Origin of the sequence: Achromobacter sp. JD417, assembly GCF_041879325.1 — a bacterium.
GTDB classification, from domain to species: domain Bacteria; phylum Pseudomonadota; class Gammaproteobacteria; order Burkholderiales; family Burkholderiaceae_B; genus Achromobacter; species Achromobacter mucicolens.
This window is the reverse complement of sequence record NZ_CP087159.1, coordinates 991,357-1,011,713: the sequence shown is the minus strand read 5'-3', so window position 1 is coordinate 1,011,713 and position 20,357 is coordinate 991,357. Positions and strand designations below refer to the sequence as shown.

Annotated in this window: 20 protein-coding genes; 11 read left to right on the top strand and 9 right to left on the bottom strand. The window is 67.8% G+C overall.

What is annotated here, in order from left to right:
• Window positions 1-24: 24 nt before the first annotated feature.
• Genes hda through LN047_RS04635 form a run of 4 tightly spaced genes read left to right on the top strand, consistent with a single transcriptional unit; the run spans window position 25 to window position 3,280 of the window.
• On the top strand, window positions 25-726 hold the full coding sequence (gene hda / locus LN047_RS04650; RefSeq protein WP_056320988.1) for a DnaA regulatory inactivator Hda: 702 nt from the start codon (window positions 25-27) through the stop codon (window positions 724-726).
• Window positions 723-1,421, top strand: coding sequence for an HAD family phosphatase (locus tag LN047_RS04645; protein ID WP_128830006.1), 699 nt, complete (start codon window positions 723-725; stop codon window positions 1,419-1,421). Before hda ends, LN047_RS04645 begins: the two co-directional genes overlap by 4 nt.
• Window positions 1,422-2,786 (top strand): polynucleotide adenylyltransferase PcnB, encoded by a 1,365-nt coding sequence (gene pcnB / locus LN047_RS04640; RefSeq protein ID WP_373981217.1) that lies wholly within the window; start codon window positions 1,422-1,424, stop codon window positions 2,784-2,786. It begins immediately after the preceding gene.
• Between the two features lie 5 nt (window positions 2,787-2,791).
• Window positions 2,792-3,280 carry a 2-amino-4-hydroxy-6-hydroxymethyldihydropteridine diphosphokinase gene (locus LN047_RS04635; protein WP_373981216.1) on the top strand — a complete coding sequence of 163 codons (489 nt, stop codon included), beginning with the start codon at window positions 2,792-2,794 and terminating at the stop codon, window positions 3,278-3,280.
• 33 nt (window positions 3,281-3,313) lie between these two features.
• On the opposite strand, the gene LN047_RS04630 is transcribed toward LN047_RS04635, so the two are convergent.
• The 4 genes from LN047_RS04630 to LN047_RS04615 all read right to left on the bottom strand — a co-directional run bounded on the left by LN047_RS04630 (window position 3,314) and on the right by LN047_RS04615 (window position 7,127).
• Entirely contained in the window at window positions 3,314-4,210 is an 897-nt protein-coding gene (locus LN047_RS04630) for a sugar kinase (protein WP_175236737.1), read from the bottom strand.
• 66 nt (window positions 4,211-4,276) lie between these two features.
• A complete protein-coding gene (locus tag LN047_RS04625) occupies window positions 4,277-5,110 on the bottom strand; it encodes a CoA ester lyase (protein ID WP_062840290.1) in 834 nt (277 codons plus the stop codon).
• Window positions 5,107-6,300, bottom strand: coding sequence for a CaiB/BaiF CoA-transferase family protein (locus LN047_RS04620; RefSeq protein WP_082586256.1), 1,194 nt, complete (start codon window positions 6,298-6,300; stop codon window positions 5,107-5,109). Before LN047_RS04620 ends, LN047_RS04625 begins: the two co-directional genes overlap by 4 nt.
• The gene (locus tag LN047_RS04615; protein WP_056320972.1) at window positions 6,297-7,127 is read right to left on the bottom strand and encodes a MaoC family dehydratase N-terminal domain-containing protein; all 831 of its coding nucleotides are present in this window, start codon (window positions 7,125-7,127) and stop codon (window positions 6,297-6,299) included. The genes LN047_RS04620 and LN047_RS04615 overlap by 4 nt, the downstream gene beginning before the upstream one ends.
• A 188-nt stretch (window positions 7,128-7,315) precedes the next feature.
• Between LN047_RS04615 and LN047_RS04610 the strand changes: the two genes are divergently transcribed.
• Window positions 7,316-8,209 (top strand): LysR family transcriptional regulator, encoded by an 894-nt coding sequence (locus LN047_RS04610; RefSeq protein WP_056320969.1) that lies wholly within the window; start codon window positions 7,316-7,318, stop codon window positions 8,207-8,209.
• Window positions 8,210-8,270: 61 nt separating this feature from the next.
• Here LN047_RS04610 and paaG read toward each other — a convergent pair whose 3' ends face one another.
• Genes paaG through LN047_RS04595 form a run of 3 tightly spaced genes read right to left on the bottom strand, consistent with a single transcriptional unit; the run spans window position 8,271 to window position 11,410 of the window.
• On the bottom strand, window positions 8,271-9,077 hold the full coding sequence (gene paaG, locus LN047_RS04605; RefSeq protein ID WP_217618774.1) for a 2-(1,2-epoxy-1,2-dihydrophenyl)acetyl-CoA isomerase PaaG: 807 nt from the start codon (window positions 9,075-9,077) through the stop codon (window positions 8,271-8,273).
• Window positions 9,074-10,186 carry an acyl-CoA dehydrogenase family protein gene (locus LN047_RS04600; protein ID WP_373981215.1) on the bottom strand — a complete coding sequence of 371 codons (1,113 nt, stop codon included), beginning with the start codon at window positions 10,184-10,186 and terminating at the stop codon, window positions 9,074-9,076. The genes paaG and LN047_RS04600 overlap by 4 nt, the downstream gene beginning before the upstream one ends.
• 33 nt (window positions 10,187-10,219) lie before the next feature.
• Entirely contained in the window at window positions 10,220-11,410 is a 1,191-nt protein-coding gene (locus tag LN047_RS04595) for an acyl-CoA dehydrogenase family protein (RefSeq protein ID WP_373981214.1), read from the bottom strand.
• Window positions 11,411-11,623: 213 nt separating this feature from the next.
• Here LN047_RS04595 and LN047_RS04590 point away from each other — a divergent pair, with 213 nt between their 5' ends.
• From LN047_RS04590 to LN047_RS04565, 6 genes are all read left to right on the top strand, one after another.
• Window positions 11,624-12,028: a Zn-ribbon domain-containing OB-fold protein gene (locus tag LN047_RS04590; RefSeq protein WP_062840285.1), complete on the top strand. Its 405-nt coding sequence runs from the start codon at window positions 11,624-11,626 to the stop codon at window positions 12,026-12,028.
• Complete coding sequence (locus LN047_RS04585; RefSeq protein ID WP_152383504.1) at window positions 12,025-13,197, top strand: thiolase; 1,173 nt, start codon at window positions 12,025-12,027, stop codon at window positions 13,195-13,197. Before LN047_RS04590 ends, LN047_RS04585 begins: the two co-directional genes overlap by 4 nt.
• A gap of 17 nt (window positions 13,198-13,214) precedes the next feature.
• Window positions 13,215-14,732, top strand: coding sequence for a class I adenylate-forming enzyme family protein (locus LN047_RS04580; protein ID WP_373981213.1), 1,518 nt, complete (start codon window positions 13,215-13,217; stop codon window positions 14,730-14,732).
• Window positions 14,733-14,788: 56 nt separating this feature from the next.
• Entirely contained in the window at window positions 14,789-15,763 is a 975-nt protein-coding gene (locus LN047_RS04575; protein WP_373981212.1) for a Bug family tripartite tricarboxylate transporter substrate binding protein, read from the top strand.
• Between the two features lie 19 nt (window positions 15,764-15,782).
• On the top strand, window positions 15,783-16,748 hold the full coding sequence (locus LN047_RS04570) for an NAD(P)H-dependent flavin oxidoreductase (RefSeq protein WP_373981211.1): 966 nt from the start codon (window positions 15,783-15,785) through the stop codon (window positions 16,746-16,748).
• A gap of 698 nt (window positions 16,749-17,446) precedes the next feature.
• Window positions 17,447-18,118 (top strand): lysozyme inhibitor LprI family protein, encoded by a 672-nt coding sequence (locus LN047_RS04565; RefSeq protein WP_373981210.1) that lies wholly within the window; start codon window positions 17,447-17,449, stop codon window positions 18,116-18,118.
• A gap of 56 nt (window positions 18,119-18,174) precedes the next feature.
• Here LN047_RS04565 and LN047_RS04560 read toward each other — a convergent pair whose 3' ends face one another.
• Window positions 18,175-19,158, bottom strand: a complete 984-nt coding sequence (locus LN047_RS04560; protein WP_373981209.1) for a Bug family tripartite tricarboxylate transporter substrate binding protein — start codon at window positions 19,156-19,158, stop codon at window positions 18,175-18,177.
• Between the two features lie 244 nt (window positions 19,159-19,402).
• The gene (locus LN047_RS04555; RefSeq protein WP_056320945.1) at window positions 19,403-20,302 is read right to left on the bottom strand and encodes a LysR substrate-binding domain-containing protein; all 900 of its coding nucleotides are present in this window, start codon (window positions 20,300-20,302) and stop codon (window positions 19,403-19,405) included.
• Between the last annotated feature and the right edge of the window lie 55 nt (window positions 20,303-20,357).

The window sequence follows — 20,357 nt, the reverse complement described above, 5'->3', positions numbered from 1 at the left end:
GAAAACGCCTGATTGCTAACTCTCATGAACCGCCAGCTGCTGCTCGACGTTCTCCCCGCGCCAGCGCCATCGCTGAACAACTACATCGCCGGCCCCAACGGAGAAGCGGTGGCAGCCGTGCGTGCGCTCAAGCCCGGCCGTGCCCTGTACATCTGGGGCGCCGCCGGCTGCGGCCGCACCCATCTGCTGCGCGCCCTGACCGCGCGCCCGGATGCCGTCTACATCGACCCGGCCAACGGCGAAAACATGCTGCGCCGCCTGGCCGAAGCCGATTCCAAATCGCCGATGCCCCACTTCGTGGCCGTCGACGACGTGCACCGCATGGACGACAGCCGCCAGGCCGCCTTGTTTGCGCTGTACAACCGCTGGCGCGAATCGGCCGCCACGCAGCGGGCCTTTGCGCTTGCGCTGGCCGGCGACCGCGCGCCGCTGTCGATGCCGCTGCGCGAAGATCTGCGCACGCGCCTGGGCTGGGACCTGGTGTTCCGGCTGGATCCGCTGTCCGACGCCGACAAGCTGGCCGCGCTGTCGGCGCAGGCCGCCGAACGCGGGCTGCACCTGGCGCCCGAAATCATCAACTGGATGCTCACGCACCACGAGCGCGACATCCGCAAGCTTGCGGCGTTGCTCGACGCGCTGGATCGTTATTCGCTGGCCACCGGCCGCCCCATCACCCTCCCCCTGCTGCGCGCCATGCTCGCAGATCCTGATTCACAACGCACATGACCACCCGACGTCTTGCCCTGTTCGACCTTGATCACACCTTGCTGCCGCTCGACAGCGACTATCAATGGGCCGACTATCTGGCGCGCACGGGCCGCGCGGGCGATCCCGTCGAGGCCCGCCGCCTGAATGACGATCTGATGGAGCGCTACAACCGCGGCGAACTCACGGCCGAACAGGCCGCCGAATTCATGCTCGGCCTGCTGGCCGCGCACGCGCCTCACGATCTGGCCGTGTGGCACGAAACCTTCATGGGCGAAGTCATCCGCCCGTCCATCACCCCCGCCGCGCGCGACCTGGTGGACGGCCACCTGGAAGCCGGGGACCTCTGCGCCATCGTCACGGCCACCAACAGTTTCGTCACCGCCCCGATCGCCCGCGCGTTCGGTGTGCCCCATCTGGTCGCGACCGATGCCGAGTACCTGCGCGGCCGCTACACGGGCCGCATCCTGGGCACGCCAAGCTTCAAGGAAGGCAAGGTGGTGCGCGTGAACGACTGGCTGGGCAGCATGGGCTTGGGGCTTGCGGATTTCTCCGAATCGTTTTTCTATAGCGATTCGGTCAATGATGTGCCGCTCCTCGAAAAAGTGACCCGTCCGATTGCCGCCAACCCCAGCCCCGCCCTGCGCGCCATTGCGCAGGAACGCGGCTGGCAAGTGATCGACCTGTTCGACCACATGGAAGATTCGAAGTCCTAAATGATCACTGAAACCATAAAAAAATTCGTCGGCCGGCTATTCGCGCCGACACCCAGGGGGCCGTTGCGCATCGGGCGCGACAAACACGGCATTGACCGCCGCAACGTGTCGCGCCACGCCATCAAGGTGTGCGAGGTGCTGCGCCAGCATGGCTACGAAGCCTATATCGTCGGCGGCGCGGTGCGCGACCTGATCGTCGGGCTCGAGCCCAAGGACTTCGACGTGGCCACCAACGCCACGCCAGAACAGATCCGTCCGCTGTTCCGCCGCGCGCGCATCATCGGCCGGCGCTTTCAGCTGGTGCACGTGGTGTTCGGCCAGGAAATCATCGAGACCTCCACCTTCCGCGCGCCCGCCTCGGAAGACCAGGAAACCGACGAGCACGGCCGCATCCTGCGCGACAACGTGTTCGGATCCCAGGAAGAAGACGCCAAGCGCCGCGACTTCACCATGAATGCGCTGTACTACGACCCGCACAACGAGGAAGTCATCGACTACCACAATGGCGTGGCCGACCTGAAGAAGCGCCAGATCCGCATCATCGGTGATCCCGTCAAGCGCTACCGCGAAGATCCGGTCCGCATGCTGCGCGCGGTGCGCTTTGCCGCCAAGCTGAACGGCACGATCGATCCGGCCACGCGCGAGCCCATCAGCACGATGGCCGACCTCATCGAGAACGTTCCGGCCTCGCGCCTGTTCGACGAGATGCTCAAGCTGCTGACCTGCGGCCACGCGATGGACTGCCTGCGCCAGCTGCGCGCCGATGGCCTGCACAACGGCCTGCTGCCGCTGCTGGACGTGGTGCTTGAACAACCCGGCGGCGAACACTTCGTGGAACTGGCGCTGGAACGCACCGATGCGCGCGTGCGCGCCGGCAAGACCATCAGCCCCAGCTTCCTGTTTGCCGCGCTGCTGTGGCAGCAGGTCGAAGTGCGCTGGAAGCAGTTGCGCGCGCAGGGCGAGCACACCATTCCGGCCCTGTCGTCGGCTGCGGACTCCGTGCTGGACGAACAGACCGAGAAACTCGCCATCCAGCGCCGCTTCTCGTCCGACATGCGCGAGATCTGGTTCATGCAACCGCGTTTCGAACGGCGCATGGGCAAGACCATCTACCGCATGATCGAGCAGCCGCGTTTCCGCGCCGCCTGCGACTTCCTGCAGCTGCGCGCCGCCGCCGGCGAGTTCGACAGCGTGCTGGCGCAGTGGTGGATGGATCTGGCCAACGCCGACGACGCCACCCGTGCCGACATGATCGAAGAAGTGTCGCGCCAGCCGCGCGAAGCCAGCGACGCCGCCGCCGCGCCCGCGCGCCGGCGCCGCCGCCCGCGCCGCAGCGGGCCGCGCAGCGCGCCCGCCGGCGAGTAACCGCTGTGCCGCAGCCGCCTGTCCGCGCCTACGTGGGCCTTGGCGCCAATCTGGGCGACAGCGCGGCCACCCTGCGCCAGGTCCTGGCGCAGCTCGAGGCCACGCCCGGCATCGCCGGGGTGACGGCCTCGCCGTTCTACCGCAGCGCGCCGGTCGACGCCATCGGCCCCGACTTCATCAATGCCGTGGCCGCCGTGGATACCGTCCTTGCGCCGCTGGCGCTGCTGGACGTCCTGCAGGCGCTGGAGCACGAACACGGCCGCCAGCGTCCCTACCGCAACGCCCCTCGCACGCTCGATCTGGATCTGCTGCTGCACGGCGATGCGCAGCTTGATCACGAACGGCTGATCCTGCCCCATCCCCGTTTGCATCTGCGCGCCTTCGTGCTGCTGCCGCTGCGCGACCTGGCGCCTGACCTGTCGGTGCACGGCAAACCGCTGGATGCGTGGATCGGCGCGATCCACGACCAGCCCATCGAACGGCTCGCGGGCTGATCACGCCCCTCGGTACGCGCCGCCTACCGGGCGTCAGGGCTTGGGCGTGAAGGCCATCATGGCGCGCTCGACGTCTTCCACGTCCGGCAGCCCCGCCTCATTGCCCAGATGCTGGATCTTGTGCGCCGAGGCCGCGCGCGCGAACGTGAAGTGCTCGATCCAGGGCTGGTCCGGCCGCGTCAGGTAGGACCACACGTAGGCGCCGTGAAACACGTCGCCCGCCCCCGAGGTGTCAATGATCCGCGAGGCGGGCACATCCAGCGAAGGCAGCGTGTCGACGCGACCCGTTTCGTCGTACCAGAGCATCCCGCGCTCGCCCATCGTCACCGCGCCGATGCGGCAGCCGCGTGCCTTGAGCAAGTCCAGCAGGCCCTCGGGCGGCAGGTTCAGTTGCTCGCACATGCGCTCGGCGCACACGGCCACATCGATGTAACGCAGCAGTTCGTCGGTGTTCTCGCGCACGCCGCCTCCGTCCAGCGAGGTCAGCACGCCGGCCTGGCGGCACGCCCTTGCGTAATGCAGCGCGGCATCGGGCTGATGGCCGTCCAGATGCAGCGCGCGATAGCCGGCGATGTCCAGGCGGGGAAAGTCGTTCAGGTAGTCGGCATCGCGGGCGCGCAGGATGGCGCGCTTGCCGTTGTTGGGCATGATGAAAGACAGCGACGACCGCCGCACGTGCCGCGCGTGCAGCGTGACGCCATGCGCGGCGGCCATGTCCGTGTACATGTGCCCCAGCCAGTCGGGCGCCAGGGAACAGATCAGATCGGGCGGCAATCCCAGCCGCGCGCAGGCAAAGGCCGCCGTGACCGCATTGCCGCCGAAAGACACCGCGTAATCGCGCGCCACGCTTTTCTGGTCGCCCGTGGGCCATTCGTCGGCCAGCACGGTTACGTCGATGTAGGTATGTCCGATAAAAAGCGCCTCGCCCATGGGCCCGCCCTGTCAGTTGCGCGCGGGGCGCCTCGGTGTGGTCTGGACGAGGCGCCGGCGCGAGAATCAGCCGCGCGCGGACTCGCCCGCCTGCGCCAGCACCAGACGCGCCCGTGCGATGACGGGCGCGTCGACCATCTTGCCATCCAGCATGAACGTCCCCGCGGCCGTGTCGCGGTGCGCGGCGACAACGCGCCGCGCCCAGTCCAGTTCCTGCTGCGCCGGCACGAACGCGGCGTGAATGACCGGAACCTGTGTGGGATGAATGCACAGCATCCCGCCGAAACCCATTTGCTGCGCGCGGCCCGCGGCGGCCGCCAGGCCCGCCTGATCCTGCACGCCCGGAAAAACGCCGTCCAGCGCAGGCGCCAGACCCGCCGCGCGCGTGTGGAGCAGCACCTGCACCCGCGCGTGGTCCAGCACCGTTTCGGCGCCCGGCGTGTCGGGCGTCAGGCCCATATCCAGGCCGTAGTCCAGGCTGCCGAACGCCAGCCGCGCGACGCCGGGGGTAGCGGCGATCTCGCCCGCATTGAGAATGCCCTGCGCGGTTTCAAGGATGGGGATCACCGGACAGCCGGCCTGCGCCGCGTGCCGCACCTGCATCATGCTTTCGGCCTTGGGCAGCAGGATGCCCGCCACGCCGGCCTTGCCGCGGCAGGCCTTCAGATCGTCGTCGTGCCAGGAGGTGGAGGCGTCGTTGATGCGAACCCAGAGCCGGGCCTCGCGATGCATGCCCAGGAAATCGCACAGGGCTTCGCGGGCCGACGCCTTGGCCAGGTGTTCCACGGCGTCTTCCAGGTCCACGATGACGGCGTCCGCACCGGCGGCCAGCGCTTTGGGGATGCGCTCGGGCCGCGAAGCCGGCACAAACAGGGCGCTACGAACGACGGGATGTGTCACACGACCTCCGAGGCATGGAACTGCGCCACCTGATCCGGCGCGTATCCCAGTGATGCTAGCACCGCATCGGTGTTTTGGCCCACCGCGGGCACCGCACCCATGCGCGGCGCGAACGCGTTGCTGCTGGCGGGTGGCAGCAGGGCCGGCAGCACGCCGGCCGGGCTGTCGACCTCGCTCCAGCGCTGGCGCGCCTGCAATTGCGGATGCGCCCACACGCCCGCCATGTCGTTGACGCGGGCATTGGCGATCTGCGCGTCTTCCAGGCGCTGCGTCACCTGCTCGATGGACAGGTCCGCGAACGCCGCCACGATGAGCGCGCGCAGGGCGTCGCGGTTGGCGGTACGCAGCGAGTTGGAAATGAAGCGCGGGTCTTCGGCCAGATCGGCCTGGCGCAGCACCTGAGCGCAGAAGACACGCCATTCGCGTTCGTTTTGCAGACCCAGCATGATGGTCGACCCGCCGCCCACCGGGAACGGCCCGTACGGATAGATGGACGCGTGGGCCGCGCCCGCGCGCACGGGCGGCGCCGCGCCATCGAAGGCGTAGTACATCGGAAAGCCCATCCACTCGACCATGCTTTCGAGCATGGAGACGTCCAGGCGGCTGCCCACGCCAGTGCGCTGGCGCAGCAGCAGCGCGTTCAGGATGGCCGAATACGCGTACATACCGGCAGCGATGTCCGCGATGGAACACCCCGCCTTGACCGGATCGTCCTTCGTGCCGGTGACCGACAGGAAGCCGCTTTCGCTCTGGATCAGCAGATCATAGGCCTTCTTGTCCTGGTAGGGGCCGCCTTCGCCGTAGCCCGAGATGTCGCAGACGATCAGGCGCGGATGCTTCGCGTGCAGCGCCTCGAAGGACAGTCCCAGACGCGCGGCGGCGCCGGGCGCCAGGTTCTGCACCAGCACGTCGGCCGATTCCAGCAGGCGGTCCATGATCCCGGCCGCTTCGTCGCGCTTCAGGTCCAGCGTCAGGCTCTCCTTGGAGCGGTTGGTCCAGACGAAGTGCGAGGACAGCCCGCGCACGCGCTCGTCGTAGCCGCGGGCGAAGTCGCCCGTGCCCGGACGTTCAATCTTGATGACGCGCGCGCCCATGTCCGCCAACTGGCGGGTGCAGAAAGGCGCGGCGATGGCGTGTTCCAGGCTGACGACGGTGATGCCGTCCAGTGGGCGGGAGGCCTGCATGTTCATTCGGTGAACCTCAATTCGGCTTGGTGGGCGAGCGTGCCGTCCTGCTCGGCCCAGAGCTGGGCGACGCCCGGCTCGGACAGGCGGCCGGCAACCTGGAAAGGCGTGGGGGAAATCAACGGGCGCAAGCCGCGGTAGGCCAGGTGCGTGAGACGGGCCTTGGGATGGGCGCGGACAAACGCGGCAACCATCTCGGTGGCGATGAGCGGACCGTGCACGACGAGGCCGGGATAGCCTTCCACGCCGGTGACGTAGGGGTGGTCGTAATGGATGCGGTGGCCATTGAACGTGACCGCCGAATAGCGGAACAGCAAGACGGACGTGGGATTGACCGTGTCGCGCCATTCGGCCTGCGGCGCGGGTTCGCTGCCCGTCAGCTTGGGCGGCGAGGGCTGGCGGTACACGATGTCCTGCTCTTCCAAAATCGCAACCTCGCCAGACTGCCGGTATTCGTGGCGCACGGTCACGAACAGCAATGCGCCGGTGCGGCCCGCCTTCTCCTTGACCTCGGCCACGGTGGAGACGCGCTCGGCCGGCACGCCGACCTTGAGCGGCTGGCGGAATTCCACCCGGCCGCCGGCCCACATGCGGTTGCGGTCCTGCGCGGGCGGCAGGAACCCGCCGCGCGAGGGATGCCCATCCGTCCCCAATCCATCCATGCCGACCGTGGCAATGAAGAACGCCCATTGCCACAGCGGCGGCAGGTCGTCTCCCTGGGCCGGCACCGGTCCGCCCAAGGTGGCGGCGATACGCGCGGCGTGGCCGGGATCCATGGCGTCCGCCTTGCGCTCGCCGCTGCCGATCCATGCGGCCGGATCTGTAGATGTCATGCCGAGTTCCTCTGGTGGTGTTTTTACAGACTGAAGCATGCCCGCAAGCCGTCTGGGCTGTGAATTCGTTTTTCCTCAAGGCGGGGTTTGCTGCGCCTGAATCGGCCATCCGCGCCCCGGCTGGCCGTCGCAAATCGATCCCTATCCCGAATGGCCGCCCCCCGGCGCCACGCCGTAATATATGGACCATGCACTTCGACCTTGCCGACCTCCGACTGTTCATCCACATCGCCGAATCCCCCAGCCTGACGCAGGCGGCCAAGCGGGCGCATCTGTCCCTGGCCGCGGTCAGCGTGCGGATCAAGGCGCTGGAAAACCAGCTCAATTCCCGCCTGCTCTACCGCGACAGCCGCGGTGTCGAGATCACGCCCGCCGGGCAGAAACTCTTGCAGCATGCGCGCGTCATCATGCGGCAGGTGGACCACCTGAAGCACGATTTCCAGGAACAGTCCGACGGCGACGCGGGCCACATCCGCATCTTCGCCAACACCACCGCCGTCACCGAATTCATGCCGGACATCCTGGCGCAATTCCTGTCGGGCCACCCCGGCGTCACGGTGGACCTGCAGGAACGCCTGACCCGCGACATCGTGCGCGGCGTGCTGGACGGCACTACCGACTTGGGCATCGTCGCAGGCCCGGTGGATGCGCCGGAATTGCAGACCATCCACTTCAGCACCGACCGCCTCGTGCTGGTCGTGCCCAACGGCCATCCGCTGCAGGATCAGGACAAGGTCAAACTGGCGGACGCCGTGCGCTACCCGTTCATCACCATGCACGAAGGCTCCACGCTGGTGGCTTTTCTGCGCGACCAGCTCGAGCGCATCGGCCAGCGCCTGCCGCAGCGCATCCAGCTCTACAGCTTCGACTCGATCTGCCGCATGGTGCAGGCGGGCGTGGGCATCGGCGTCATTCCCGACTCGGCCGCGCGCCGTTACGGGTCGGAGACCAAGCTGCAAGTCGTCGAACTGGACGAACCCTGGGTGGTGCGCGAGCGCAAGCTGCTGGTGCGCGACATCGACGCCCTGCCCGGCTGCGCGCGCGAACTCATCGATCAGATCCAGACGCCGCGACAAGCCTGAATCCAGCGCGACTGCTTTTCCGGGGCGCCTTTTTTTCCGAGGCGCCTTTTTTCGCCGCGCCTCATTTGCCCATGAACGCCGGCGGCCGCTTCTCCGCGAACGCGCGCATGCCTTCGAGGTAATCGTCGGTGTACCCCAGTTCGCGCTGCAGCCCGCATTCCAGATCGAACTGCTGCGCCAGCGTGTTGCCGCTGGACGCCTGCAGCGCCGCCTTGGTGGCCGCGTAGGCGCGCGTGGGGCCGGCGGCCAGCGTGTCCGTCACCTGCCCGATCGTGTCCGCCAGCGCCGCGTCGGGCACGACGCGCCAGATCAGTCCCCAGGATTCCGCCTGCGCCGCCGACACCGGTTCGCCGAAGAGCGCGGCCCCCATCGCGCGCGCCGATCCCACAAGGCGCGGCAGGAACCACGTTCCGCCCGCGTCGGGCAAGAGGCCGATCTTGCTGAACGCCTGCACGAAGCGCGCCGATTCCACTGCAAACACCACGTCGCAGGCCAGCACCAGGCTTGCGCCCGCGCCGGCCGCCACGCCGTTCATGACGCACACCACCGGCACGGGCAAGGCGCGCAGGCGGTTGATGAGCGGCCGGTAGCACTTGTCCAGCATGACGCTCAGGTCCCGGCGCGAGCCGTCCTCGGCGGGCTTGCGTTCACCCAGATCCTGCCCGGCGCAGAATCCGCGGCCGGCCCCGGTGATCACGAGCCCGCGCAGGCCCGCGTGCCCTTCCAGCAGGTCCAGCGCGCGCGACAGCTCGCCGTGCATCACCTCGGTGAAGCTGTTCATGCGCTCGGGCCGGTTCAGCGTGATGACGCCAACGCCGCGATCCAGCGTAAACAGGATCTGCGTGAAGGCCGGTGCGTGCGCGCTCATGCCAATTCCTCCAGAACGGCCAGTTGCTCGGCGGTATCGCCCATCAGTTGATCGACCACGGTCAGCCGCTTGAAGTAGTCGCCCACCTCCAGTTCGTCCGTCATGCCCATGCCCCCGTGCAACTGCACGGCCAGCTGCGCGACCAGGCGCCCGGCGCGGGCGGCCTCGAGCTTGGCCGATGCGATCATGCGGCGCTGCTGCGCCGCGTCGGATTCCGTCAGCGCCGCGACGGCCACATAGGCCATCGACAGCGCAAGCTCCTTGGCCACCAGCATTTCGGCCAGCCGGTGCTGCAAGGCCTGAAACGACGCCAGCGGCTGGCCGAACTGCTTGCGGGTCTTCAGGTAATCGACCGTGATCTCCAGCAGGCGCTCCATCGCCCCTGCCGCATGCGCGCACAGCGCGGCGGTGCCCCACTGCAAGGCCTGCGCCAGCGCGTGGTCGGCCGCCTCGCCTTCTGCCAGCAACGCCTGCGCGGGCACGGGCACCGCGTCCAGGTCCAGCCGCGCGCAGCGCGCGCCGTCCAGCGTGGGCGTATCCGTCACACGCACGCCGGCGGCATCGGCGGGCACCGCCAGCAGGACCGTCTGGCCGTCCTCGCCCTTTGCACTGACGAACCACGCATCGGCGGCCGCGCCGTGCCACACCAGATGCTTGGCCCCGTCCAGCCGCCAGCCTTCAGGGGTGCGGGCAGCGCGGCAGTCCTGCGGGCCGGCGGCGTAACGGCGGCCGGGCTCCTGCCACGCCACGCTGACGATGGCCTCGCCCGACGCAATGGCCGGCAGCCAGCGCCCGCGCGCCGTCTCGCCGCAGGCGTCGGCCAGCGCCGCGCCCATCACCGCGCTCGGAATGACCGGCTCGGACACGAGCCCCCGCCCCAGTTCGACGTGCACCGGCAGCAGGCTGGCGGGCACTTCGCCGAAGCCGCCGTGATCTTGCGAGATGTTCAGGCCCAGCACGCCCAGTTCGGCCAGCGCCTGCCACGCCTGCCGGTCCAGCTTGCCCGCGGCCTGCCGGGCCCGCCGCTGCGGAAAGGTCCATGCCTGGTCCACCAGGCGGCGCAGGCTGTCGGCCAGCATGCGCTGTTCTTCGGTGTAGATGAAATCCATGCGTCGTGTTCCTGTCGAGGTTGCGCGGCGGGCCTACACGCCCAGCACCAGGCGGGCGATGATGCCCTTCTGCACTTCGGTCGTGCCGCCGTAGATCGAGGTCTTGCGCATATCCGCGTAACCGGCGCCCGCGGCCGCGGCCATCTCCGGACCCGGGCCATGAAACGCGTTGCCGGCCTCCATCCAGTCCGGGTCGTACGGCCACGCGTCCGGCCCCGCGACCTCCATCTGCAACATGGCCAGGTCCTGCTGGATCTCCGAGCCGCGGATCTTCAGCACCGAGGCCTCCGGGCCCGGCGTGCCGTCGTTGCTGGCGGCCACGCGCAGCAGCAGCATCTCCAGCGCCATGATGTCGACTTCGATGCGCGAGATGCGGTCGCGCATGCGGCTGTCCTGCAAGAGCGGCTTGCCGCGCGTTTGCGCGCGCGCCGCCATGTCCTTCAGGATGCCCAGTTCGCGGTGGCAGTGGCCCAGGCCCGCGATGCCCGTGCGCTCGTGGCCCAGCAGGTACTTGGCGTAGGTCCAGCCCTGGTTCTCCTCGCCGACCAGATTGGCGGCCGGCACGCGCACGTTTTCCAGCCAGACCTCGTTGACGTCGTGACCGCCGTCCAGCGTGCGAATCGGCCGCACCGTGACGCCCGGCGAATGCATGTCGATAAGCAGCATGGAGATGCCGCGTTGCGCGCGCGCCTCGGGGTCGGTGCGCACCAGGCAGAACATCCAGTCGGCGTACTGGGCAAGCGTGGTCCAGGTCTTCTGGCCATTGACGACGTATTCGTCGCCGTCGCGCACGGCGCGCGTCTTGAGCGACGCCAGGTCCGACCCCGAACCGGGCTCGGAATAGCCCTGGCACCACCAGTCCTCTACGCGGATCATGCGGGGCAAGAAGCGGGCCTGCTGCTGCGCGCTGCCGTATTTCATCAGCACGGGGCCGATCATCGACAGGCCGAACGGCAGCAACCGTGGCGCGCCCGCCTTGAAGCATTCCACTTCGAAGATCAGGCGCTGCAAGGCGTTCCAGCCGGTGCCGCCGTGTTCGACCCGCCAATTCGGCGCGCCCCAGCCCTGGTCGGCCAGGACGTTGTGCCAGCGCACGTAGTCGTCGCGTTCCAGCCGCTGGTGCCGCAGCACCTTGGCGCGGATGTCCTCGGGCAGTTTGTCGGCGGCGAAGGCGCGCACGCTCTCGCGGAATTGGCGCTCTTGCGGCGTCCAGGTCAGGTTCATGGTCCACCTCCTTTGCCCGGTATCTAGCCACGGCGCGCACGGCCGGACAATCTGCCTCTTCCGAAGACGGGCTTCGCGCTGCGTGTAGGGCGCGCCGCCCACTACGGATTGGCAAAAGTCCTGCTTCAGCAATGAAGAATGGCCGAAGCGGGTGGCAGTGCGGACACTAGGGCCTGTTCCGTTTCACCCGATCCACTGGAATCCCATCGCACCATGACTGCTCCCGATCAGACGGATGGCGTGTCGCAAGGCGTCGAGGCGCAGTACCGCCAGGCGCTCGACGACGGCCGCTTCCTCATCCAGCATTGCGCCGGCTGCGACCGCGCCGTGTTCTATCCCCGCATGATCTGCCCGCACTGCGGCGCGGACAAACTTGACTGGGTCACGCCCGACGGACGCGGCACCGTCTATTCCACCACCGTCGTGCGGCGCAAGCCCGACGCGGGCGGCGACTACAACGTGGCGCTGATCGACCTGCAGGAAGGCGTCCGGCTCATGAGCCGCGTCGACGGCGTGGCGCCGGACGCGGTCCGCATCGGCATGGGCGTGCGCGCGCAAGTAATCCAGCAGGACGGGCGCGGGCTGGTGGTTTTCGTGCCCAACAAGGAGGCGCCATGACGCTGAACGAATTGCGCGGCGCCGTCGCGGTGGCCGGGGTAGGCCACGCCGGCCTGGGGCAGGCCGCTGGCTTTACCGAAATGGAAATCCTGGTCCAGGCGGCGCAGCGCGCCGTCGCGGACGCGGGCCTGACAATGCGCGACATCGACGGCCTGTGCACCGCCAGCGTCGCGGCCCCGATGTGGGCCATGCCGGTGATCGAACACCTGGGCATCCGCCCCACGTTCATCGACAGCACCATGCTGGGCGGGTCCAGCTTCGTGGCGCACCTGATGCCGGCGCTGCATGCGCTGGCCTCGGGCCAATGCAACGCGGTGCTGGTCTGCTACGGCAGCACGCAGCGCACGTCCACGCTGAGCCGCGCCGAGATCGGACGCGTGCGCAAGCAGTTCGACCCGCAACCGTATGAAACGCCCTACGATCCGCTCAGTCCGCTGTCCTCGTATGCGCTGGCGGCGGCGCGGCACATGCATCAGTACGGCACCCGGCGCGAAGACCTGGCGCGCGTGGCGCTGGCGGCCAACCAGTGGGCGCAGCTGAACCCCGAAGCGCAATTGCGCGAACCGGCGACGCTGGATCAGATCCTGTCCGCGCGCATGGTGTCCGATCCGCTGAGCGTGCGCGACTGCTGCCTGGTCACTGACGGGGCCGGCGCCTACGTGCTGGTGCGCGCCGACCGTGCGCGCGACCTGCCGCGCCCGCCCGTGTACGTGCTGGGCAACGCGACGGCGGTGTGGAACCGGCAGATCTCTTCCATGGAAGACCTGACCGTCACGGCCGCCGCCGAATCCGGACGCCGCGCCTACGCGATGGCGGGCGTCGCGCCGCGCGACATCGACGTCGTGGAACTCTACGACGCCTTCACCATCAACACGCTGCTGTTCCTGGAAGACCTGGGCTTTTGCGCCAAGGGGGAAAGCCGGGACTTCATCGCGGACGGGGCCATCGCGCCCGGCGGCAGGCTGCCCGTCAACACCAATGGCGGCGGCCTGTGCTGCGTGCATCCGGGCATGTACGGCGTCTTCATCATGATCGAGGCGGTGCGCCAGCTTCGCGGGGAATGCGGCGAACGGCAGGTCGCGGATGCGCAGCTTGCGCTGGTGCATGGCAATGGCGGTACGCTGTCCAGCCAATCGACCGCCATCCTGGGAACCCAGGCAACCCTTTGATCCCCACGTATCAACCCATGTCTCACGCTGAATCGATCACCCGCATCCACGACGTCCTGGCGCTGCAGGCGCGCCGGCAGCCCGACGCCATCTGTCTGTACGAGGAAGGCGGCGGCACGCTGACCTATGGGCAGTTGTGGCAGCGGGTGCAGGATACGGCCGACTGGCTGCGCGGCCAAGGCGTGCAGCCCGGCCACCGCGTGATGATGGTGGGCGAGAACTGCACGGCGATGATCGCCACGCTGTTTGGCTGCGGCGTGGCAGGCGCATGGCCGGTGGGCGTGAATGCGCGACTGTCGGCGCGCGAGGTCGAGAACATCCGCCACCATGCGCAGCCCGAATTGATGCTGTACACCAGCGGCGTGTCGACGGCGGCTGCCGCGCACGCCGCGGCGGCGGGCGCTTCCGATGCCGACGCTGCCGTCTGGGGGCCGGGCATCGCTGCCGCGCGCGCGCCCTCTCCCACTCAGGCCGAGACCGGCGATCTGGCCGGCGAGGTGGCCACGGTGATCTACACGTCCGGCACCACGGGCGCCCCCAAGGGCGTGATGGTGCCGCACCGGGGCCTGGTGCATTTCGCGCGGGTGTCGGCGGCTTCGCGCCGCCTGACGCCGCACGATATCGGCTATGCCGCACTGCCCATGTCGCACATCTTCGGCATCGCAACCGTGCTGATGGCCACGCTGCATGCGGGCGCCAGCCTGGTGCTGCGCAGCCGCTTCGATCCGCAAGACGTGTTCAAGGCGCTGGCGCATCCCGGCGTCAGCATTCTGCAGGGCGTGCCGACGATGTTCAGCCGCCTGATGGCTGCGGCGCCGCCCCGCGCGGAACTGCGTGCGCCGGCCCTGCGCTACCTCTACACCGGCGGCGCCGCGCTTGACCCGACGCAAAAGCGCGACGCGGAACGCTACTTCGGCGTGCCGATGCACCACGGCTACGGCATCACCGAATATGCGGGTTCGATGTTCATCACCGACATCGACGCGCCGCGCGACGACTGCTCGGCGGGTCATGCGGTGGAAGGCGTCGAGCTGCGCATCGGCAGCCCGGATGTATTCCCTGAGCCCGGCACGCGCGGCGACCTGCTGATCCGCGGGCCGGGCGTGATGCTGGGCTACTACCGCAACCCGGACCAGACCGCGCAGGCGCTGCTGCCGGGCGGCTGGCTCAATACGGGCGACATCGGCTACCTGGACGCGAGCGGCGCACTGTTCATCGCGGGCCGGTCAAAGGACCTCATCATCCGCTCGGGGTTCAACGTCTACCCGATCGAGGTCGAGTCGGTGATCAACGCGTTTCCCGGCGTGCGACTGTCCGCCGTGGTGGGCCGCGACACGGCCGATCACAACGAAGAAGTCATCGCGTTTGTCGAGCCCCTGCCCGGCGCGACGATCGACACGAACCTGCTGATGCTGCACCTGCGCGCGCAGCTTGCGCCGTACAAGCGGCCGGCACAGATCATTCCCATCGAGACGATTCCCACCACCGTCAGCGGCAAGATCCTGAAGCAGCCGCTGAAAGAAAGGCTGGCGTAGGCGCGGGCTGACGTTCCGCTCCACGACCGGCCACCCATGCACAAGGAGACAAGAGCGTGAACATCAAGACCCTTATTGCCGCGGCCGCCGCCGTGGCTGCGCTGGTCGGCGCCCAGACCGCGACGGCACAAACGTATCCGGACCGTCCCATCCGCCTGCTCGTGGGCTACGCGCCGGGCGGTCCGGTCGACACGACGGCCCGCGTCTTCGCCAAGTATCTGGGAGACAAGCTGGGGCAGGCGGTGGTGGTGGAGAACCGCGCGGGCGCGAGCGGCATGATCGCGTCGGATGCCACCGCCAAGGCGACGCCGGACGGCTATATGCTGGGCTTTGCCGCCAGCCCCACGCTGACGATGTCGCCGCTGGTCCAGCGCAGCACGCTGTTCGATCCGCGCAAGGATTTCTCGCTGATCGGCCTGGTGGTCGATTACGCGAACGTGCTGCTGATCGGCCCGCAGATTCCGGCCAAGAACGTGGGCGAACTGGTGACCTACGCGCGCGAGCATCCGGACGCGGTGTCGTTCGGGTCGGCGGGGATCGGCGCCTCGAATCACCTGTCGGCCGAGCTGCTCAAGAAGCAGGCGCAGGCGTCGATGCTGCACGTGCCGTATCGCGGCAATTCGCCGGCGATGATGGACGTGGTGAGCGGCAAGGTGACGTTCATGTTCGACATCACGAGCACGGCCATTCCGTTCATCAAGAGCGGCAAGGCGCGGGCGCTGGCGGTGACGTCCAAGACGCGCAATCCCGAATTGCCCGACGTGCCGACGATGAGGGAGGCGGGCATGAAGGACTACGAGGTGGTGGGCTGGTATGCGCTGGTCGGTCCCAAGAAGCTGCCCGATGCCGTCACCGCGCGTCTGACCCGCGCCCTGGCCGAGGTGTCGAAGGATCCGGCCTTCCGCCAGGCAATGACCGAAGGCGGCTACTCGATCAACACGGGCGATTCCCAAGCCCTGCAGGAACGTATCGACCGCGAGTACGCGTTGTGGTCGGACGTGATCCAGACCGCCAACATCCAGGCCAACTGACCTCCCCCGGAGCAACACGATGAATCCCCCGTCCGCCCTGCGCGACCAGATCCGCCTGCCTGTGATCGGCGCCCCGATGTTTCTGGTCTCGGGGCCGCAACTGGTGGTCGCGCAGTGCGCGGCGGGAATCATCGGGACATTCCCGTCGCTGAACGCGCGGCCGCAAGAGCAGTTGCACGCGTGGATCACGCGGATCGAGGACGGGCTGGCGGCGCGGCGGCTTGCCGCGCCGTCCGAGAAGGTGGCGCCGTATGGCGTGAATCTGATCGTGCATCCAAGCAATCCGCGCTGGCAGGGAGACCTTGCGATCTGCGCGGAACGCCGGGTGCCGCTGCTGATCACGTCGCTGCACGCGCCGGAGGCGGTGGTGAAGGTGGCGCACGCCTATGGCGGCCTGGTCTTTCACGACGTGACGAACGTGCGGCATGCGAAGCGGGCGCTGGATGCGGGGGCCGATGGGCTGATCCTGGTTGCCGCGGGCGCGGGCGGACATGCGGGGCAGATCAATCCGATCGCGCTGGTGAACGAGATCCGGGCGTTTTACGACGGGCCGTTGGCGCTGTCGGGGTGCATCAGCCACGGGAAGGACATTCTGGCTGCGCAAGTCCTGGGATGCGATTTTGCGTACATGGGGACGCGGTTCATTGCGACGCAGGAGTCGTTGGCGGGAGATGCTTACCGGGAAATGGTGATGGCGGCGCAGGCGGCTGATGTGACTTACACGCCGTACTTCTCGGGGGTGCCGGCTAATTATTTGTCTGAGAGCATTTTGGCGGCGGGGTTGGATCCTGTTGTGCTGGCCAGCAATGGCGTGGCCCCGCCGGCGAACATGGACAAGAGCTCGCGGCCGAAGGCTTGGAAGGATGTCTGGAGTGCTGGGCAGGGCGTGGGGGCTGTGCAGGAGGTGTTGGCTGTGGCGGAGTTGGTGGCGCAGTTGGAGGGGGAGTATTGGGGGGCTTCTGCGGCGGTTCCTCGCGGGCTTTGATCGGATTTTGAAGGGGCTGTGCGGCGCCTTTGAAGCGGCGTTGGAACGGGTTTGATAGAGGCCTTGCTGGTTCGGCAATGCGTTTCCTTGATAGAGGTTCTTGCTGGTTGGGCGATGGCGTTCTTTTGACGCCCGGCGCGGCGTCGGCCTGGGGCGCGCGGGGCTACGATTGCGGTCCGGAGCCTTCGCTCCGGACTGCCCCATCCTCATCCTCGTTGCCGCCTGCGGCGGCTGCCTTCGGATTCCGTCGGGCGCATCTACACGCCCCGCGCACCCCAGGCCGACGCCACGCCGGGCTCCGGTGGTTTGAACTTGGCGGTCGCTGGGGTGGGTGGGGTTCTTAAGGTTCTTGCCCGCACTTGCACGGGTTTGGAGCTTCTTGCGGGGCCCGCGCCCGGTTGGCCGCGCGGGCGGCCTCCGGGCGCTTACGCGGTGTCTTGCGTTCGCGGATGACGCTTCACGCTTGCGGGGCCGGTTCGAGATCGGGTATCTGCTCGGATATCTGCCCGGTGTCTGACACCCTTGACGTACATCGTCGGCATCGCTCGGGGGTCTGACACCCTTGGGGCACAACGTATGCCCGACGGCAGTCTTCGCAGGGTGTCTGACACCTTCTCCAAGATGACACCGGTAAACTGCGCAGTCATGCGGCGCCGGTCGGCGATCCGACTTGTACATCCTCTGGAGAGCTTCACACCATGATCCGTCTTCTGGTCCTTTCCGCTTCGCTGGCGATGGTTGGCAGCGCGGTGGCCGCACCATCGTTCAATTGCGCCAGGGCTTCCACGCCGGTTGAGAAATCCCTTTGCGGCAATTCCAGGCTTGGGGATCAGGATGCTGCGATTGCGCAGCAATACAAGGCTGTGCGCGATCAAATGGATCCAGAGTCGGCCAAGGCGTTGATGGCCGATCAAAAGTACTTTCTGAGCGTGCGCGACGCGGCCTACGCGGAACCGTACGTGCAAAGCACGCCGTTTGAAGCGCTTACCGACACCATGCGTTACCGGCTGGCGTTCCTGAAGGAGATCAATCCCAAGCCGGCAGCGGGCTTTGTGGGCAAGTGGAAGAACATCGAAGGCGAGATCGAGATCACGCAGAATGCCCACGGCGAGCTGCTGGTGGCGGCCAATTCCGCGCGGCCCTATGACGGGCGCTGGGTGTGCGATCTGAGCGGCAAGGCGGTGGTGTCGGGCGACACGCTGACGGTGACCTATCAGGATGGGCCGCCTTGGACGCTGACGCTCAAGCGCCGCGGCGCGGTGCTGGTGGCGCGGGTGACGCCGCCGCCGGGGGGCAAGGATGACGGCTTCGGGCCGCCGTTCTGCGGCATGAATGGCAACCTCCACGGCGACTGGTTCGCGGTGCGCTGATCGGGCTTCTTGGGATGCACGGGTGAGCCGCGATGTGCTCACCCGCCGCGCACGGGTCATTCCAGTTTGATGTTCGCGGTCTTGATGAGGTCGCGCCACTTTGCGATTTCGTCGCGCACGAATTTACCGAAGGCTTCCGGCGATCCGGGCTTGGGCTCGGCGCCGGCCGCGATCATCGCCTTTGCCGTGCTGTCGTCGGACAGCACTTTCACCATGTCCGCATTGATGCGCTTGACGATGTCGGGCGGCGTGCCTTTGGGCGCCATGACGCCGCTCCACGAGTAGGCCTCGTAGCCCGGCAGGCCGGATTCGGCGATGGTGGGGATGTCGGGCACCATGCTGGATCGCGTGGGGTTGCCGACACCTAGCGCGCGGATCTTGCCGCCCTTCAGGTGGGGCACGGCGGACGGGCCGTCTGCGAACATGACCTGGACCTGGCCGCCGAGCAGATCCTGCATGGCGGGCGCGCTGCCGCGGTACGGAACGTGCTGGATGCGCACGCCGGCCATGGCGTTGAAGAGTTCACCGGCCAGGTGCGTGCCGCCGCCGGTGCCGGACGAGCTGAAGGACAGCTTGCCGGGATTCTGCTTGGCGTAGGCGATGAGTTCGCCGACCGTGTTCACCGGCAGCGACGCGTTGACGACGAGAACGATGGGGAATACGGCGGCCATGCCGACCGGCACGAAGTCGGTGGTGATGTCGTAGCTGAGGTTGTTGCGCAGGCTGGGCAGCACGGCGTGGTGGATGGACGCGAAGAAAAAGTTGTAGCCGTCGGGCTCGGCCTTGGCGACAAATTGCGCGCCAACGATGCCGCCGGCGCCGGATTTGTTGTCGACCACGGTGGGCACGGACCATAGCTGGCCGAGCGGCTGCGTCGTGAATCGTGCGGTGGTATCCACCGGCCCCCCAGCGGGAAAGGGAACGATGAAGGTGACGGCGTGGCCCGGCCAGGTGGCGGCGCGGGCCCAGGAAGGAAGCATGGCGGCGGCGCATGCAGCGCCCAGCCCCGCGAGGACGCGGCGGCGGTCTTGATGGATCACGGCAGTCTCCTGAGTCTTGTTCTGGTCGCGGTCAGGCCTTCAGCACTGCCACCCGCCGCGTTTTTTTATTATTTGCCGAATGCCGGGATACGCCGCTACGTATTTGCAAAAGCCCCTCTTTCGCGCGGGCTGAAGCAGGCATCGGATGTGCGCGTGCGCCCCTGTGGCGCGGCGCTACGGCGCATGGATTACGGCGTATGGGTCAGGGCAAACCCCGATCTGAACAGGGGCTGCCGGCGCCGCGTTATTGGCCGCGTGCGGCCCGCTGCACGTGGCCGATGAAGCACTCGGCGAAGCTGGGCAGGTCGCGGCCGCGTTGGCGGCACAAGAGGCGATCGCGCATCGCCCAGGCGTCATCCAGCTTGAGCACATGCAGCCCGTCGGGGCGGCTGTAGCGCGCGGCGCAGGCGCGCGGGACGACGGCGATGCCCGCCCCGGCCTCGACCATGCGGCACACGGCTTCGAAACTGCCCACGTGCACGCGCTGGCAGATGCGCTTGCCCAGGCCGCTTGCGATGTCTTCAAGAAACGTCTGGATGGCGCTGTCCGGGTGGATGCCGACGAACTGGTAGGCATCGACCAGATCGGCGAAGTGCGCGGTCTTCTGCGCGGCAAGCGGGTGGTCCAGCGACGTGACCACGGTGAGCTCGTCGCGAAAGAGCGGCGTGACGTCCAGGCCTTCGACGTCGATGTTGCCCGCCACGAGGCCCAGGTCCGCCGCGCCGGCGCGGATGGCGATGACGATGTCGCCGGAGATCTTTTCCTCTAGCTCGACGTCGACGTCGGGGTTCTCGGACAGGAACGTGGACAGCGCATCGGCCAGGAAGGAGTTGGTGGCGGTGGTGTTGGCCAAGAGGCGCAGGCGTCCCTTCAGGCCGCTGGCGTAAGGCTGCAGATCCGCATTCAGGCATTCAAGCTGGCGAAAGACGGCGTTGGCGTGCTTGAGCAGCACTTCGCCTGCCGGCGTCAGCGCCACGCCCGTGGCCATGCGCACCAGCAGCCGGGCCTTGAATGCCTCTTCCATGTGCTTGACCCGCGCGCTTGCCGCCGGCAAGGACAGGAAAGTGCGTTCCGCAGCACGGGTCAGATTGAGTGTTTCGCCCACGTTCAGAAACAAACGCAGGTCCGTCAGATCATGTCTCATGTTCCACCACGCAGAAGGGGGGCATTTCTAATTTTGAATTCTTCGAATGCCGGGT

What these genes read in the sequence shown, in the direction of transcription:
- hda (WP_056320988.1), top strand. Translation starts at nt 25, where the DNA reads ATGAACCGCCAGCTGCTGCTCGACGTTCTCCCCGCGCCAGCGCCATCG.
- LN047_RS04645 (WP_128830006.1), top strand. Translation starts at nt 723, where the DNA reads ATGACCACCCGACGTCTTGCCCTGTTCGACCTTGATCACACCTTGCTG.
- pcnB (WP_373981217.1), top strand. Translation starts at nt 1,422, where the DNA reads ATGATCACTGAAACCATAAAAAAATTCGTCGGCCGGCTATTCGCGCCG.
- LN047_RS04630 (WP_175236737.1), bottom strand. Translation starts at nt 4,210, where the DNA reads ATGGGCGAGGCGCTTTTTATCGGACATACCTACATCGACGTAACCGTG.
- LN047_RS04620 (WP_082586256.1), bottom strand. Translation starts at nt 6,300, where the DNA reads ATGAACATGCAGGCCTCCCGCCCACTGGACGGCATCACCGTCGTCAGC.
- LN047_RS04615 (WP_056320972.1), bottom strand. Translation starts at nt 7,127, where the DNA reads ATGACATCTACAGATCCGGCCGCATGGATCGGCAGCGGCGAGCGCAAG.
- LN047_RS04610 (WP_056320969.1), top strand. Translation starts at nt 7,316, where the DNA reads ATGCACTTCGACCTTGCCGACCTCCGACTGTTCATCCACATCGCCGAA.
- paaG (WP_217618774.1), bottom strand. Translation starts at nt 9,077, where the DNA reads ATGAGCGCGCACGCACCGGCCTTCACGCAGATCCTGTTTACGCTGGAT.
- LN047_RS04600 (WP_373981215.1), bottom strand. Translation starts at nt 10,186, where the DNA reads ATGGATTTCATCTACACCGAAGAACAGCGCATGCTGGCCGACAGCCTG.
- LN047_RS04595 (WP_373981214.1), bottom strand. Translation starts at nt 11,410, where the DNA reads ATGAACCTGACCTGGACGCCGCAAGAGCGCCAATTCCGCGAGAGCGTG.
- LN047_RS04590 (WP_062840285.1), top strand. Translation starts at nt 11,624, where the DNA reads ATGACTGCTCCCGATCAGACGGATGGCGTGTCGCAAGGCGTCGAGGCG.
- LN047_RS04585 (WP_152383504.1), top strand. Translation starts at nt 12,025, where the DNA reads ATGACGCTGAACGAATTGCGCGGCGCCGTCGCGGTGGCCGGGGTAGGC.
- LN047_RS04580 (WP_373981213.1), top strand. Translation starts at nt 13,215, where the DNA reads ATGTCTCACGCTGAATCGATCACCCGCATCCACGACGTCCTGGCGCTG.
- LN047_RS04570 (WP_373981211.1), top strand. Translation starts at nt 15,783, where the DNA reads ATGAATCCCCCGTCCGCCCTGCGCGACCAGATCCGCCTGCCTGTGATC.
- LN047_RS04565 (WP_373981210.1), top strand. Translation starts at nt 17,447, where the DNA reads ATGATCCGTCTTCTGGTCCTTTCCGCTTCGCTGGCGATGGTTGGCAGC.
- LN047_RS04555 (WP_056320945.1), bottom strand. Translation starts at nt 20,302, where the DNA reads ATGAGACATGATCTGACGGACCTGCGTTTGTTTCTGAACGTGGGCGAA.